The 13,264-nt window shown below is 65.2% G+C and carries 12 protein-coding genes; 11 read left to right on the top strand and 1 reads right to left on the bottom strand.

The window, feature by feature from the left end; translation table 11 throughout:
* The first annotated feature begins 3 nt into the window (after positions 1-3).
* From npdG to QOU61_RS35085, 11 genes are all read left to right on the top strand, one after another.
* On the top strand, positions 4-660 hold the full coding sequence (npdG, locus tag QOU61_RS35135) for an NADPH-dependent F420 reductase (protein WP_289655752.1): 657 nt from the start codon (positions 4-6) through the stop codon (positions 658-660).
* Between the two features lie 7 nt (positions 661-667).
* Positions 668-1,441, top strand: a complete 774-nt coding sequence (gene cofE, locus QOU61_RS35130) for a coenzyme F420-0:L-glutamate ligase (protein ID WP_289655751.1) — start codon at positions 668-670, stop codon at positions 1,439-1,441.
* Positions 1,438-2,400, top strand: a complete 963-nt coding sequence (gene cofD, locus QOU61_RS35125; protein WP_289655750.1) for a 2-phospho-L-lactate transferase — start codon at positions 1,438-1,440, stop codon at positions 2,398-2,400. Before cofE ends, cofD begins: the two co-directional genes overlap by 4 nt.
* An 11-nt stretch (positions 2,401-2,411) precedes the next feature.
* Complete coding sequence (gene cofC, locus QOU61_RS35120) at positions 2,412-3,098, top strand: 2-phospho-L-lactate guanylyltransferase (protein WP_289655749.1); 687 nt, start codon at positions 2,412-2,414, stop codon at positions 3,096-3,098.
* Entirely contained in the window at positions 3,098-5,503 is a 2,406-nt protein-coding gene (gene cofH, locus QOU61_RS35115; RefSeq protein WP_502876996.1) for a 5-amino-6-(D-ribitylamino)uracil--L-tyrosine 4-hydroxyphenyl transferase CofH, read from the top strand. Before cofC ends, cofH begins: the two co-directional genes overlap by 1 nt.
* A 102-nt stretch (positions 5,504-5,605) precedes the next feature.
* Positions 5,606-7,087 carry a pyridoxal-phosphate dependent enzyme gene (locus QOU61_RS35110; protein WP_289655748.1) on the top strand — a complete coding sequence of 494 codons (1,482 nt, stop codon included), beginning with the start codon at positions 5,606-5,608 and terminating at the stop codon, positions 7,085-7,087.
* Positions 7,088-7,386: 299 nt separating this feature from the next.
* Positions 7,387-8,544 carry an ABC transporter substrate-binding protein gene (locus QOU61_RS35105; protein WP_502876856.1) on the top strand — a complete coding sequence of 386 codons (1,158 nt, stop codon included), beginning with the start codon at positions 7,387-7,389 and terminating at the stop codon, positions 8,542-8,544.
* Between the two features lie 99 nt (positions 8,545-8,643).
* A complete protein-coding gene (locus QOU61_RS35100) occupies positions 8,644-9,516 on the top strand; it encodes a branched-chain amino acid ABC transporter permease (RefSeq protein ID WP_289655747.1) in 873 nt (290 codons plus the stop codon).
* Positions 9,513-10,550 (top strand): branched-chain amino acid ABC transporter permease, encoded by a 1,038-nt coding sequence (locus QOU61_RS35095; protein ID WP_289655746.1) that lies wholly within the window; start codon positions 9,513-9,515, stop codon positions 10,548-10,550. Before QOU61_RS35100 ends, QOU61_RS35095 begins: the two co-directional genes overlap by 4 nt.
* Positions 10,547-11,353, top strand: coding sequence for an ABC transporter ATP-binding protein (locus tag QOU61_RS35090; RefSeq protein ID WP_289655745.1), 807 nt, complete (start codon positions 10,547-10,549; stop codon positions 11,351-11,353). The genes QOU61_RS35095 and QOU61_RS35090 overlap by 4 nt, the downstream gene beginning before the upstream one ends.
* Positions 11,340-12,044 (top strand): ABC transporter ATP-binding protein, encoded by a 705-nt coding sequence (locus QOU61_RS35085; RefSeq protein WP_289655744.1) that lies wholly within the window; start codon positions 11,340-11,342, stop codon positions 12,042-12,044. Before QOU61_RS35090 ends, QOU61_RS35085 begins: the two co-directional genes overlap by 14 nt.
* 178 nt (positions 12,045-12,222) lie before the next feature.
* On the opposite strand, the gene QOU61_RS35080 is transcribed toward QOU61_RS35085, so the two are convergent.
* Positions 12,223-13,245, bottom strand: coding sequence for an ABC transporter substrate-binding protein (locus QOU61_RS35080; RefSeq protein ID WP_289655743.1), 1,023 nt, complete (start codon positions 13,243-13,245; stop codon positions 12,223-12,225).
* Positions 13,246-13,264 lie beyond the last annotated feature (19 nt).

Genomic DNA, 13,264 nt, shown 5'->3' with positions numbered 1-13,264 from the left:
TTTATGAACGCGAAGCCGACCATCGCCATTCTGGGGGGCACCGGTGATCTGGGGTCCGGGCTCGCCAAATGCTGGCTGGCGGCCGGCTACAAGGTCGTCATCGGCTCGCGTTCCGCCGACAAGGCCAAGAGCTTTGCCAAGGAACTCGGCGGCGAGGCCTCCGGCGACGACAATGCCGGCGCAGCCAAGGCCGCCGACATCGTCGTGCTCGCGGTTCCCTTCGCCAATCACGAGGCGAGCCTGCGCGAGGTGCGCGACGTGGTTCAGGGCAAGATCGTCGTCGATGCGGCAGTGCCGCTGGTGCCGCCGAAGGTGTCGGTGGTGCAGCTTCCGCCGGAAGGCTCCGCCGCGCAGATCGCGCAGCGCCTGCTCGGCGAGGGCGTGCGCGTCGTCTCCGCCTTCCACAATGTCGGCGCCACCAAGCTGCACCAGGGCGGCCGCGCCGATTGCGACGTGCTGGTGTTCGGCGACGACAAGGCGTCGCGCGATATCGTCATCGAGCTCGCCAGCAAGGTGGCGAGCGCCGGCATCGACGGCGGCGTACTGGCGAATTCCGCGGCCGCCGAGGCGCTGACCTCGGTGCTGATCGGCATCAACCGGCGCTACAAGGTTCCGGGAGCGGGCATCCGCATCACCGGCCTGCCCGCTGCGGGCCAGTAACAGCGCCATGGCGACCGCCGGCCGGGTCGAATATCTCGCGATACCGGGCATTCCCCGCGTCGAGCCGGGTGATGATGTCGCCGCTCTGATCCGGCAGGCCATGCTGGCGGCCGGATTGGCGCTTGCGAACGGCGATATTCTCGTGATCGCGCAGAAGATCGTCTCCAAGGCGGAAGATCGCTATGTCAAGCTCGCGGAGGTGCAGCCTTCGCGGGCCGCGCTGCAACTTGCCGCCGAGGTCGGCAAGGATCCGCGTTTCATCGAGGTCGTGCTCCGCGAATCCGAAGAGGTCGTCAAGCACCGTCCCAATGTCGTCATCACGGCGCATCGCCTCGGCTTCGTCATGGCCAATGCCGGCATCGATCAGTCGAACATCGAGCATACCGACGGCGAGGAGCGCGTCCTGCTGCTGCCGCGCGATCCTGACGGTGCGGCGCGCGACCTGAAGACGGCGCTCGATGCCGCCTTCGGGGTCAATATCGGCGTCGTCATCAACGACAGCTTTGGCCGTGCCTGGCGCAACGGCGTGGTTGGCGTCGCGCTCGGGGCGGCCGGTGTGCCTTCCCTGAAGAGCCAGATCGGCGTGCCCGACCTGTTCGGCCGCTCGCTGCGCGTCACCGAGATCGCGGTCGCCGACGAGATCGCGGCCGCAGGCTCGCTGCTGATGGGCCAGGCGGGCGAAGGCCTGCCGGTCGTTCTGGTGCGCGGCCTGAAGCTGTCGGGCCCGGCCACACCCGCCGCGGCGCTGCTGCGGCCGAAGAACCAGGACATGTTCCGATGACCGCGCAAGCCACAGCGGCCGGACGTCTGCGCAAGATCGTTGCGCTGTGCGGCGGTGTCGGTGGCGCCAAGCTCGCCTATGGCCTCAATCGCCTGCTCGGCGAGAAGCTGACGCTGGTCATCAACACCGGCGACGACTTCGAGCATCTCGGCTTCTGGATCTCGCCCGACATCGACACCGTGGTCTACACGCTTGGCGGGCTCAGCGACGACGAGCGCGGCTGGGGCCGAGCCGGCGAAAGCTGGAATTTCATCGAAGCGCTCGGCGGCCTCGGCGGCGAGACCTGGTTCCGCCTCGGTGATCGCGACCTCGCCACCCATGTGCAGCGAACGCTGGCGCTACGCGCCGGGCGGACCTTGACCGAATTCACCCGGCAGATGGCGAAGCAGGTCGGCATTGCCGCAACCCTGTTGCCGATGACCGATGCCCGCTTTTCGACGATGGTCGTCACCCCGGAAGGGCGGTTGCCGTTCCAGCGCTACTTCGTGGAACAGCAGTCACGGCCGGTGGTGAGGCGGATCGAGTTCGAGCATGCTGATGACGTCAAGGCGTCGGCAGAGGCGCTGCGCGCCTTGCAGGCACCCGATCTCGATGCGATCATTGTATGCCCGTCAAACCCGTATCTCAGCGTCGATCCGATCCTGCGCGTGCCCGGCATCCTGGCGGCGCTCGAATCGGTGAGCGCGCCTGTCATCGCGGTTTCGCCGCTGATCGGCGGGCAGGCGGTCAAGGGCCCGACTGCGAAGATCATGCAGGAACTCGGCGTGCCGACCAGTGCGGCGTCGATCGCTTTGCATTATCCTTTTCTGAGCGGTCTCGTGATCGATCGCCTCGATGAAGCCCAGGCCGCTCGGCTGAAGATCCCGGCGCACGTGACCAACACGCTGATGCGCAGCAAGGACGACCGGGTCAACCTCGCCGCCGAATGTCTCGACTTCATTGCCCGGCTCAAAAAATGAGAAATCAAGCCATGACCCCGCAAGTCTGGGCACTCGTGCCCGTCAAGCGCCTGAGCGAGGCGAAGCAGCGGCTCAGCGACATCCTGTCGCCCGGCGAGCGCCTGACGCTTGCGCAGGCGATGCTGCGCGACGTGCTGGGCAGCTTGCGCGCGGCGCCCTCGGTCGCAGGCATCGTGGTGGTGAGTGCCGACCGCACGGTTCACGCGATTGCACGCGCCTTCGATGCCAAGCCGATCCTTGACGCAAGCGAATCCGGTATCAATGACGCGGTCCGGCGCGGGTTCGACGCGCTGCCGGCCGATGCGGGCGTCCTCGTCGCGCCTTCCGACATTCCGTTCGCAACGCCTGAGGATTTCGAACAGGTCACGGCTTTGCTCGAACTCAATCCGGTGGTGCTGGCGCCGGCGCTGTCCGACGGCGGGACCAATGCGCTGGCAATGCGGTCGCCGAACCTGATCGCGCCGCATTTCGGCGAGCACAGCTTCGAACGCCACCGTGCCGTCGTCCGTCAAAAGCGGCTCTGCTGCGGCGTGCTGCGCTCGGAGCGCATCGGCCGCGACATCGACGTCGCCCAGGACCTCGAGTTGCAGATGCCGCCGGCCGGCGCTTCGACCCAGACGGCGTCGTTCGTGCGTAGCTTCGATCGCACCGCACGTCCGCAATTCAGTGATCCCCGCGTCGCCATGAGGCTTTCGTGATGATGTCCGCCTTGAACCTGCCGCTTGATCGCCGCCTGTCGCGGGAAGAAGCCGTTTCACTGATCGACGCACCCGATCTCGCGGGCCTGCTGCAGGCGGCGGCGCGGCGTCGCGATGCCGCGCATCGCGATCTCGTCTCCTATTCGCGCAAGGTCTTCATCCCGCTGACCCAGCTCTGCCGCGACGTCTGCCACTACTGCACCTTTGCGCATGCGCCGCGCGACGGCGCAAAGCCCTATCTGTCGATCGACGAGGTGGTCGCGGTCGCCGAGGCCGGCAAGGCGGCCGGCTGCAAGGAGGCGCTGTTCACGCTCGGCGACAAGCCCGAGCTGCGCTACCGCGTCGCGCGCGAAGCGCTCGACAAGATGGGTCATGAATCGACGCTGTCCTACCTTGCCGAAGCCGCCCGCGCCGTATTCGAGCGGACCGGCCTCCTGCCGCACGTCAATCCCGGTATCCTCACTGCCGCCGATGTCAGCGCATTGCGGAAAGTGTCGGTCTCGCAAGGCATCATGCTGGAGACCGCGTCCGAGCGCCTCAGCGCCAAGGGCGGCCCGCATTTCGGCTCGCCGGACAAGCTGCCGGCGGTGCGGCTGGAAACCATCAAGGCTGCCGGAGAGCAGGCGGTTCCCTTCACCTCCGGAATCCTGATCGGCATCGGCGAGACGCGGCAGGAGCGCATCGACGCGCTGCTCGCGCTGCGCGATCTCAACGATGCGCACGGCCACATTCAGGAAATTATCGTTCAGAATTTCCGTCCCAAGCCCGACACGCGGATGGCCGACGTCGCGCCGCCGTCGGTCGAGGATCATCTGTGGACGATCGCGATCGCGCGGCTGCTGTTCGAGCCCGAGATGAACATCCAGGCGCCGCCGAATCTGAGCCCCGGCGCGCTCAAGCAGATGGTCGAGGCGGGGATCAACGACTGGGGCGGCGTCTCGCCGGTCACGCCCGACTTCGTCAATCCGGAGGCGCCGTGGCCGCATCTGCGGCTCCTGGAAGCCGCCACCAATTCAGCCGGAAAACGGCTGGTGGAGCGGCTTGCGATCTATCCGGCCCATGCGCGACACGCCTCGCGCTGGGTCGATGCCAAGCTGCAGAAGCCGCTGCTCGACCGCATCGACGGCGACGGCCGCCCGCGTACCGACGACTGGCATCCCGGTCATGTCGGCGCGCTGCCGGCGCGCGAGACCGCGTGGCTGCGCGAGGCACGGCCCACGCGCATCAGTGGCGACCTTGCCTATATCGTCGCCAAGGCGCAGAACGGCCGCGAGCTTGGCGAAGGCGAGATCGTCAGGCTGTTCCGTGCGGAAGAGGACGAGTTCACCTTCGTCTGCCGCGCCGCCGACGAGCTGCGCCGCGACGTCAATGGCGACGTCGTCAGCTACGTGGTCACGCGCAACATCAACTACACCAACATCTGCTCGTTCAGGTGCCAGTTCTGCGCCTTCTCCAAGGGCAAGATGAGCGAGAACCTGCGCGGCAAGCCCTACGACCTCGAAATGGACGAGGTTGCCCGGCGCGTCTCGGAAGCGCGCGAGCGTGGCGCTTCTGAAGTCTGCATGCAGGGCGGCATTCATCCGTCCTACACCGGGCAGAAATACATCGAGGTCTGCCGCGCGGTGAAGGCGGCGGTGCCCGGGATGCACATCCACGCCTTCTCGCCGCTCGAGATCCACCAGGGCGCGCATACGCTGGGCCTGCCGCTTGCCGACTTCCTGGGCGAATTGAAGCAGGCCGGCCTCGGCACGCTGCCGGGGACGGCCGCGGAAATCCTCGACGACGAAGTCCGCGCCGTGCTGTGCCCGGACAAGATCAAGACCCAGGAATGGCTCGACGTGATGCGCGCGGCGCATTCGGTCGGCTTCAGGTCCACCGCCACCATCATGTTCGGCCATATCGAGCGCTACGAGCATTGGGCGCGGCATTTGCTGCGCATCCGCCGTCTGCAGACGGAAACCGGCGGCTTCACCGAGCTGGTACCGCTTCCCTTCGTCCACATGGAGGCGCCGATCTACCTGAAGGGCCGGGCGCGGCCGGGGCCGAGCTTCCGCGAAGCCATCCTGATGCATGCGGTCGGCCGTCTCGCGCTCAATCCTGTGATCACCAACATCCAGGCTTCCTGGGTCAAGCTCGGCGCCGAAGGCGTGCGGCACTGCCTCGCGGCGGGCGTCAACGATCTCGGGGGAACGCTGATGGACGAGAGCATCTCGCGGTCGGCGGGCGCCTCGCACGGCCAGGAGATGACACCGCAGGAAATGGAGAGCATCATCCGTTCCGCCGGCCGCTCGCCGCGCCAGCGCAACACGCTGTATGGCGATGCGGAACCGGCGCTCCGGCAGCGCTCCTTTGACGCCGCACGCGAAAGGTCGCTCAACGCGCTCGAGCTGGCTGCGCGTCCTTGATCCGCGCGCTCGATCCATGGGCATGCTATGCCGGGCCCCTGTTCGGTCCCGGCATTTGCCGGTACTATCCGCCGGCCTCAATCATGGAGTGAGTTTTTCGATATGGCGTTGGTAATCGAACCGCAGGTCGTTGACAGCAGGAGACGCGGCCGGGCGGTCGCGCAGGCGAAGAAGCTCAAGCTGGAGCTGCCGACCTTCTCTCAATTGGCGAACCCGCCGGCGCCGTCCTCCGACCTCTGGAAGAAGCTGTCGGATGCCTCGCCCGACGAGGCCGATCCGCGAAATCTGTGGCGCATTCACTGGTTCAATGCGGCCAACCGCCGGGATCGTGATACGGTCCCCGGCCATGTCGTGCTGCCCAAGGCGATCACCGGCGTCGATGCGCCGATCCTCGTCCTCCTGGGACGGCGCTTTCCGATGATCGGCGCCCACAAGGTGCTGCCCGCCTATGCCGGGCTGATCGAGCAGCTGGTCACGGGCCTGTTCGATCCTGCCGAGCAGAAGGCGGTGTGGCCGTCGACTGGCAATTACTGCCGCGGTGGCGTCGCCGTGTCCCGCATTCTTGGCTGCCGGGGCGTAGCGGTGCTGCCCGAGGGCATGAGCCGCGAGCGGTTCGACTGGCTGGAGAAATGGGTGCTGCAGCCGGACGACATCGTCCGCACGCCCGGCACCGAGAGCAACGTCAAGGAAATCTACGACAAGTGCGCCGAGCTCCAGCGCGACGCGAACAATGTCATTCTCAACCAGTTCTCGTCGTTCTCGAACTACCTGATCCACCACGAATGCACCGGGCGCGCGGCCGAGGCGGCCTTCAACGCCTATGCCGGCAAGAGCAACCGGCAGCTCGCCGCCTTCGTGTCCGCGACCGGCTCTTCCGGCACGCTGGCCGCCGGCGACTACCTGAAATCGAAATGGGGCACCAAGATCGCGGCCGTCGAGGCGGTCGAATGCCCGACCATGCTCAACAACGGCTTCGGCGAGCACAACATCCAGGGCATCGGCGACAAGCATGTTCCGCTGATCCAGAACGTCATGAACATGGATTTCGTGGTCGGCGTCTCCGACCGCGTGACCGACCAGCTCAATCTCCTGTTCGGCTCGGCGGTAGGGCGGAAATACCTCGCCACGCGCCGCAAGATCGATGCCGCGCTGGTTGCGGCCTTCGACGATTTCGGCATCTCCAGCCTCGGCAACATCGTCGCCGCGATCAAGCTTGCCAAGTACATGAATTACGGGCCCGACGACGTCGTGGTCACGGTGGCGACCGACAGTGCCGCGATGTACCGGAGCGAGAGCGACCACTATCAGGCCAAGCATTACGACAGGGGTTTCGACGAGGTGAACGCGGGCGAGGTCTTCGGCAGCTGTCTGACGGCGGCCGCGACCGATCATGTGCTCGAGTTGACCGAGATGGAGCGTCGGCGGGTGTTCAACCTCGGCTATTACACCTGGGTCGAGCAGCAGGGCGTGTCGGTCGCCGATTTCGAGGCGCGCCGCAGCCAGTCGTTCTGGCGCAACGTGCAGGCCAGCCTGCCCGAATGGGACCGCCTGATCGAGGAATTCAACCGGGAGGTGCGGCAATAACGCGCGCCGGCGCTTTCGTGCATCGGAGGCGCGATTTTCGGCGGGTTTTCCGCGGCTCGCAGGGCGGCCGCGGGGGCCGGCATGCGGCCGGCGGTCACGCCGAAACACTGGAAAACGAGCCTTTCGTAGGCTTGACGAAAGCGTTGAACCTAATTTATCCTAACTATAGGATGATAGGACGTAATCTTCCTGCGGCAATCGGAACGCGACGTCTGGCCATCAGAAGCTGGCACACCGATTGCTTAATTTTCTAAGTCGTCGTCATCACCATTCGTCTCAGTAAGAAACGGAGGAACGCAATGAGCGGAAAACGCGCGCTGTTTGTTGGCGGAGTAATGGCCGCTGCCCTGTCCCTCACCGGACATGCGGGCGCTCAGACCATCAAGATCGGCGTCAACGAGCCGCTGACCGGGCCGTTCGCGGCGTCGGGCACCTATGTCGTCAACGGCGCCAAGATCGCCGCCGACGAGGCCAACGCCAAGGGCGGTGTGTTCGGGCAGAAGATCGAGCTCGTCATCGAGGACAACAAGAGCAATCCCACGGAAGCGGCGGCCGTCGCCGAGAAGCTGATCACGCGCGACAAGGTGCCGGTGATCATGGGCGCGTGGGGCTCCAGCCTGACGCTCGCCGTGATGCCGAAGCTGCTCGAATACAAGGTGCCGATGGTGGTGGAGACTTCCTCCTCCAGCAAGATCACCACCTCGGGCAATCCCTACATCTTCCGCATCTCGCCGCCGTCTTCGGTCGAGGCCCACGAATTCAAGACCATTGCGCCGACGCTCGGCATCAAGAAGGCCGACTTCCTCGTCATCAACAACGACTGGGGACGCGGTTCGGCCGAGGACTTCGGCAAGGTGCTGAAGGACATGGGCGTGCAGGTCGGCCTGGTCGAGATCATGGACCAGGCGTCGCAGGACATGAGCGCGCAGCTCTCCAAGATCAAGGCGACCGATTCCGACACCATCATGGTGACGACGGCCGTGGAGCAGCTCACGCTGGTGCTGAAGCAGGCGGCCGCGCTCGGCATCACCAAGAAGATCGTGACCACCGGCGGCTCGCAGAACCCGGATCAGCTGATCGACCAGGCCGGCGCTGCGGCCAACGGCTCGATGCACCTGACGACCTTCGCGCCCTGGTATCCGGAGAAGACGCCCGATCCGGCGGCGACGAAGTACTTCCTCGGCGAGTGGAAGGGCCGCGGCTTCGCCTTTGCCGGCGCGACCGAGAGCTTCCGCGGCTATGACGGCATGCGCACGGTCATCAATGCGATCCAGCGCGCCGGCAAGGCCGAGCCCGAAGCGATCACCGAGGCGCTGTGGAAGACCGACTTCATGGGTCTCAACGGCCGCATCAAGTTCGAAAAGCAGGGCCCCTCCGGCAAGGAGAGCGGCCAGAGCATGCCGAACCTGTATTTGATCAAGATCGAGAAGGACAAGGTCGTCCTTCCGAGCTCCTAACCCTCGCAAATCGCGCAGGCGCCGCCCCGCGCGGCGCCTGCGCCATATTCGCGATCACCGAACTCGAATCCGCGGTCGCTGAGACCGGGACGATGGATCATGACCGAGCTTCTGCAGCACATCATCAACACGTTCATTCTCGGCAGCACCTATGCGCTGCTGGGCATCGGGCTGACGCTGATTTTCGGCATCATGCGCGTCGTCAACTTTGCGCATGGCGAGCTCTACTCGTTCGGAGCTTACTTCGTCTACCTGGTAGCCGTGCTGCTCGGGCTGAACTTCTTCGTCGCGCTGCTTGCCGCGATCGTCGCCGGCTGCATCCTCGGTGCGCTGCTTGAGCTCGTGCTGCTCAGGCCGATGCGCGGCGCCGACATCGACACCACGATGCTGGTGATGATCGGCGCCATGATCGTGATGCAGAACGGCGAGCAGTTCGTCTGGGGCGGCGTCGCCAAGTCGGTCACCACGCCGTTCCCGGAGCTGCCGCTCGTGATCGGGCCGTTCTCGGTTTCCTGGCTGCGCCTGTTCGTGCTGTGCGCGGCGCTGGTGCTGATCGCTCTGTCCTATCTGCTGATCAACCGCACCAAGCTCGGCAAGGCGATGCGCGCGACCTTCCAGGATCGCGATGCCGCCTCGCTGATGGGCGTCAACATCCAGTTCATCTACATGGCGACCTTTGCGATCGGCTCCAGCCTCGCAGCGGCCGCCGGCGCACTGCTCGGGCCGGTCTACGTGATCTCGCCGCAAATGGGGAATCTGGCGTCGCTGAAGGCCTTTGCCATCGTCATCCTGGGCGGGCTCGGCAGCATCGGCGGCGCCACGATCGGCGGCTTCCTGCTGGCGCTCGCCGAGGAATTCGGCGCCGGCTACATCTCCTCCGGATATCGGGACGCCATGGGCTTTTTGATCATCATTGCCGTGCTTCTGTTCAAGCCGACCGGTCTGTTCGCGCGCGCGGAGCGAATCGGATGAACCGGCTGTTTACCTGGCTCGCGCTGATCGTCTTCGCCACGATTCCGCTCTGGCTGCACGATCCGTATCTGCTCAATGCGTTCATCACCACCGGGATCTTCATCGTCGCGGCGATGAGCCTCAATCTGCTGCTCGGCTATACCGGCCAGCTCAGTCTCGGCCATGTCGCCTTCTTCGGCATCGGCGCCTATACCAGCGCACTGGTATCGCTCGGCTTCGACGTCGAGCTGATCGGCGGGGTGCGCGTGGTGCACCAGCCCTGGCCGGTCTGGAGCGGTTTCGTCATCGGCACGCTGGTGGCGGCGCTGTGCGGCTATGTCGTCGGCAAGCTCTCCTTCAAGGTGCGCGGCGCCTATTTCGTGATCGTGACGATTTCGTTTGCGGAAGTCGTGCGCCTGGTGGCGCTGAACTGGGTCGAGCTCACGCAGGGCCCGCTGGCGCTGACCTCGATTCCGCCGATGACGCTTGGTCTGCCCGGCCTCGGCTACCTCGACTTCTACAGCAAGATGTCGAACTACTACCTCGTGCTTGCGGTGCTGGTCGTTTGCTACGTGGTCATCCGCCGTCTGGTCCATTCCCGCATCGGCCGGGCGATGATCGCGCTCAAGGAGAACGAGTCGCTCGCCGTCTCCGTCGGCATCGACGTCACGCGCTACCTCGTGCTGGCGGCGGTGTTCTCGGCGGGCATCGCCGGCGCCGCCGGCAGCCTTTACGCGCATTACCTCAAGATCATCGATCCCGATGTCTTCGCGTTCCTCTACACGGTGACGATGGTGATCATGGTGATCACCGGCGGCAAGGGCACGCTTGCGGGTCCGATCGTCGGCGGCCTGATCTTCGGCTTCGTGCCGGTGGTGGCGCGCTCCTTCGCGGCGCCCGAAATACAATGGATCCTGTACGGCCTGTTCATGATCCTGATCGTCTTCGTGCTGCCGCAGGGCATCGTCCCCGCGGTCGAGAAGTGGTTGAGCGTCTTCGGCGCCAAGCCGCAAGCTGAGGTCAAATCCCAAGTGACGATGCACGACACGCCATGACATCAACGGTTTCCTCCACGCCGCAGCCGATCCTGTCGGTCGAGCACATCGCGGTCCATTTCGGCGGCCTTGTCGCAATCACCGACATGAGCTTTGTCGTCAACCCGGGCGAAGTCGTCAGCCTGATCGGGCCGAACGGCGCCGGCAAGACGACGGCCTTCAACGTCATCACCGGCTTCCTGCGGCCGACCAAGGGCGAAGTCCGCTACCGCGGCACCTCGCTCAACAATCTCAAGCCGCACGAGGTCACCTCGCTCGGGTTGGCGCGGACGTTCCAGCGCACCAGCGTGTTCCAGAGCATCAGCGTGTTCGAGAACGTCATGATCGGGTTGCACCGGCGTGGCCAGTCGACCCTGATGGACACGCTGTTTGCGCTGCCGCGCGAGCGCAAGTCGGAAGCGGAATTGCGCCAGCTTGCGAACGAGCTTCTGGAGATCGTCGGAATCTCGCGCCGCGCTCGCGAGCTCGCAGGTTCGCTGTCCTACGGCGACCAGCGTCTGCTCGGCGTCGCGCTGGCACTCGCCTCCGATCCCACCATGCTGCTGCTCGACGAGCCGGTCTCCGGCATGAACGCCACCGAGACCGCGCGCTTCATGGAGCTCCTGAACCGGCTGCACCAGCGCGGCATGTCGATCCTCCTGGTCGAGCACGACATGCCGATGGTCATGGGCGTGTCCGATCGCATCGTCGTGCTGAACTACGGCCGCATCATCGCGGAAGGCCCGCCCGCCGAAATCCGGGGCAATCCTGAAGTCATTCGCGCCTATCTCGGCCAGGGGGCCAACCGGCATGCTCGAAATTAGCAACCTCGTCTGCCGCTACGGCAAGGTCGAAGCCCTCAAGGGCATCTCGCTCTCGATCAAGCAGGGCCAGCTCGTCGCCCTGATCGGGGCCAACGGCGCCGGCAAGAGCACCACCTTGCGCGCGATCTCCGGCATTCTTCCGCTCGCCTCGGGCAGGCTGACGCTCGACGGCGAGGATATCACCGGATGCTCGGCGCGGCAGATCCTCGCCAAGGGCATCGCGCATTGTCCGGAGGGCCGGCGGGTGTTTCCCGACATGACGGTCAACGAGAACCTGGACATGGGCGCCTATCTCAGGTCCGACAGCGACGGCGTCGAGGCGGATCGCGATCGCATCTTCACGCAATTCCCGCGCCTTGCGGAGCGTCGCAACCAGGTCGCCGGCACCTTGTCCGGCGGCGAGCAGCAGATGCTCGCGATCGGTCGCGCCATCATGTCGAAGCCGAAGCTCGTCATGTTCGACGAGCCGTCGCTGGGTCTTGCGCCCAACATCGTCGAGCAGGTGTTCTCGATCATCGACGGCATCCGCAAGTCCGGCACCACCGTGCTGATGGTCGAGCAGAACGCCTATTCTGCGCTCGAGATGTGCGACTATGCCTATCTGCTCGAGACCGGCTCGATCGTGCTGTCGGGCAGTGGCGAGAAGATGATCGACGACGAGCACGTCCGCTCCGCCTATCTCGGTGGCTGACGTGAAGCCGGATCGGCGCGATGATGCAGTTGAATCATCGCGCCTGTTGCGTGCGTTTATCTGGCGCGCGACGGACTAAAGCGTTTTCGAGCGAAGTGGGCACCGGTTCGCGTAAAGAAAACGCGTCAAAACAAGAAACTAGAGCATCGGTTCTGATTTAATCAGAACCGAAAATGCTCTAGGCGCCGATCAGGCTGCCGTCGAAGACCTCGGCAAGCGTAAACGTTCGTTGCAAAAAGCCGTTCAGCTTCAGCACCGCCTGGGTGGTTTCCAGTTGCTGCGCCGTCACCTTGCCGGTTTCCGACACCGCGCTCTGGATGCGCTGTACGGAATCGAGCAGGACCGCGTCACCGAGGCTGCCGAGCGTCGGCTTGAGGGCGGCGACGACCTTGTCGGGGGATGATTCCCGGATGAACTTCGAGGCTTTCTTGTAGGCGCCGACGGCCGCCTCGACGGTTGGCCGGTTGGCCGCGAGGAAGTCCGTCGTGGTCCAGAGCCCTTCCATGAGAAAGGTCGGCAGCTTGGGATCTTCGCCCCTGGCATTGTCCACGAAAGACAGCGCCTTGCCTTCCTTGACCAGCTTTTCGCCGATCGGCATCGAGATGTACATGACGTCGATCGCGCCGTTCTCGAGCGCTGCCGCAAGCGCCGGCGGGCCGCCGATGGCGACGACCTGCGCGTCCCGATCCGGGTCGAGGCCAGCGGCGGCAAGGTTGAAGCGCGCCTGTTGCCAGGTCAGCGCGCCGGCGCGCGTCACGCCGATCTTCATGCCCTTCAGCAGCTTCAGCCGCTGATCGAAGGGTGTCGTTTCGGTGAAGCCGACGCGCTGGGCCGCGGCCTTGCTGATTGTCGCGTTGATGATCGATCGGTCGAGCAGAGCGAGCACGCAAACGAGCTTCTGCCCCTGCTGCAGGGCCGGGAAGATCTGGGCGCCGTCATTGACCGTCAGATCGGCGCGTCCGCCGAGCACGAGCTGCACGTCTGGTCCTCCGCCGCCGGTATCGATGATCTGCGCCGCGAAGCCGGTCTGCTCGAAATAGCCGTTCTGCTGGGCGACATAGCTTTGCATGTAGGCGAGCGACGTCACCGCATGGGTGATCCGCAGCGGCTTGCCGCCGCCCTGCGCCAGCGCGATCGCCGGCCTTGCTCCGGCCGAAAGCAGCGCGGCTCCGATTCCTGCGACGACGCGGCGACGATCCATGGCAATCCTCCCGGGGCTG

The sequence above is a fragment of the Bradyrhizobium sp. NP1 genome, assembly GCF_030378205.1.
Classification (GTDB): domain Bacteria; phylum Pseudomonadota; class Alphaproteobacteria; order Rhizobiales; family Xanthobacteraceae; genus Bradyrhizobium.
The sequence above is the reverse complement of the archived record's forward strand: the minus strand, read 5'-3'. Positions and strand labels throughout refer to the sequence as shown.

Excerpts from the sequence above, each read along its gene's own strand:
- npdG (WP_289655752.1), top strand. The coding sequence starts at position 4 with ATGAACGCGAAGCCGACCATCGCCATTCTGGGGGGCACCGGTGATCTG.
- cofE (WP_289655751.1), top strand. The coding sequence starts at position 668 with ATGGCGACCGCCGGCCGGGTCGAATATCTCGCGATACCGGGCATTCCC.
- cofD (WP_289655750.1), top strand. The coding sequence starts at position 1,438 with ATGACCGCGCAAGCCACAGCGGCCGGACGTCTGCGCAAGATCGTTGCG.
- cofC (WP_289655749.1), top strand. The coding sequence starts at position 2,412 with ATGACCCCGCAAGTCTGGGCACTCGTGCCCGTCAAGCGCCTGAGCGAG.
- cofH (WP_502876996.1), top strand. The coding sequence starts at position 3,098 with ATGATGTCCGCCTTGAACCTGCCGCTTGATCGCCGCCTGTCGCGGGAA.
- QOU61_RS35110 (WP_289655748.1), top strand. The coding sequence starts at position 5,606 with ATGGCGTTGGTAATCGAACCGCAGGTCGTTGACAGCAGGAGACGCGGC.
- QOU61_RS35105 (WP_502876856.1), top strand. The coding sequence starts at position 7,387 with ATGAGCGGAAAACGCGCGCTGTTTGTTGGCGGAGTAATGGCCGCTGCC.
- QOU61_RS35100 (WP_289655747.1), top strand. The coding sequence starts at position 8,644 with ATGACCGAGCTTCTGCAGCACATCATCAACACGTTCATTCTCGGCAGC.
- QOU61_RS35095 (WP_289655746.1), top strand. The coding sequence starts at position 9,513 with ATGAACCGGCTGTTTACCTGGCTCGCGCTGATCGTCTTCGCCACGATT.
- QOU61_RS35090 (WP_289655745.1), top strand. The coding sequence starts at position 10,547 with ATGACATCAACGGTTTCCTCCACGCCGCAGCCGATCCTGTCGGTCGAG.
- QOU61_RS35085 (WP_289655744.1), top strand. The coding sequence starts at position 11,340 with ATGCTCGAAATTAGCAACCTCGTCTGCCGCTACGGCAAGGTCGAAGCC.
- QOU61_RS35080 (WP_289655743.1), bottom strand. The coding sequence starts at position 13,245 with ATGGATCGTCGCCGCGTCGTCGCAGGAATCGGAGCCGCGCTGCTTTCG.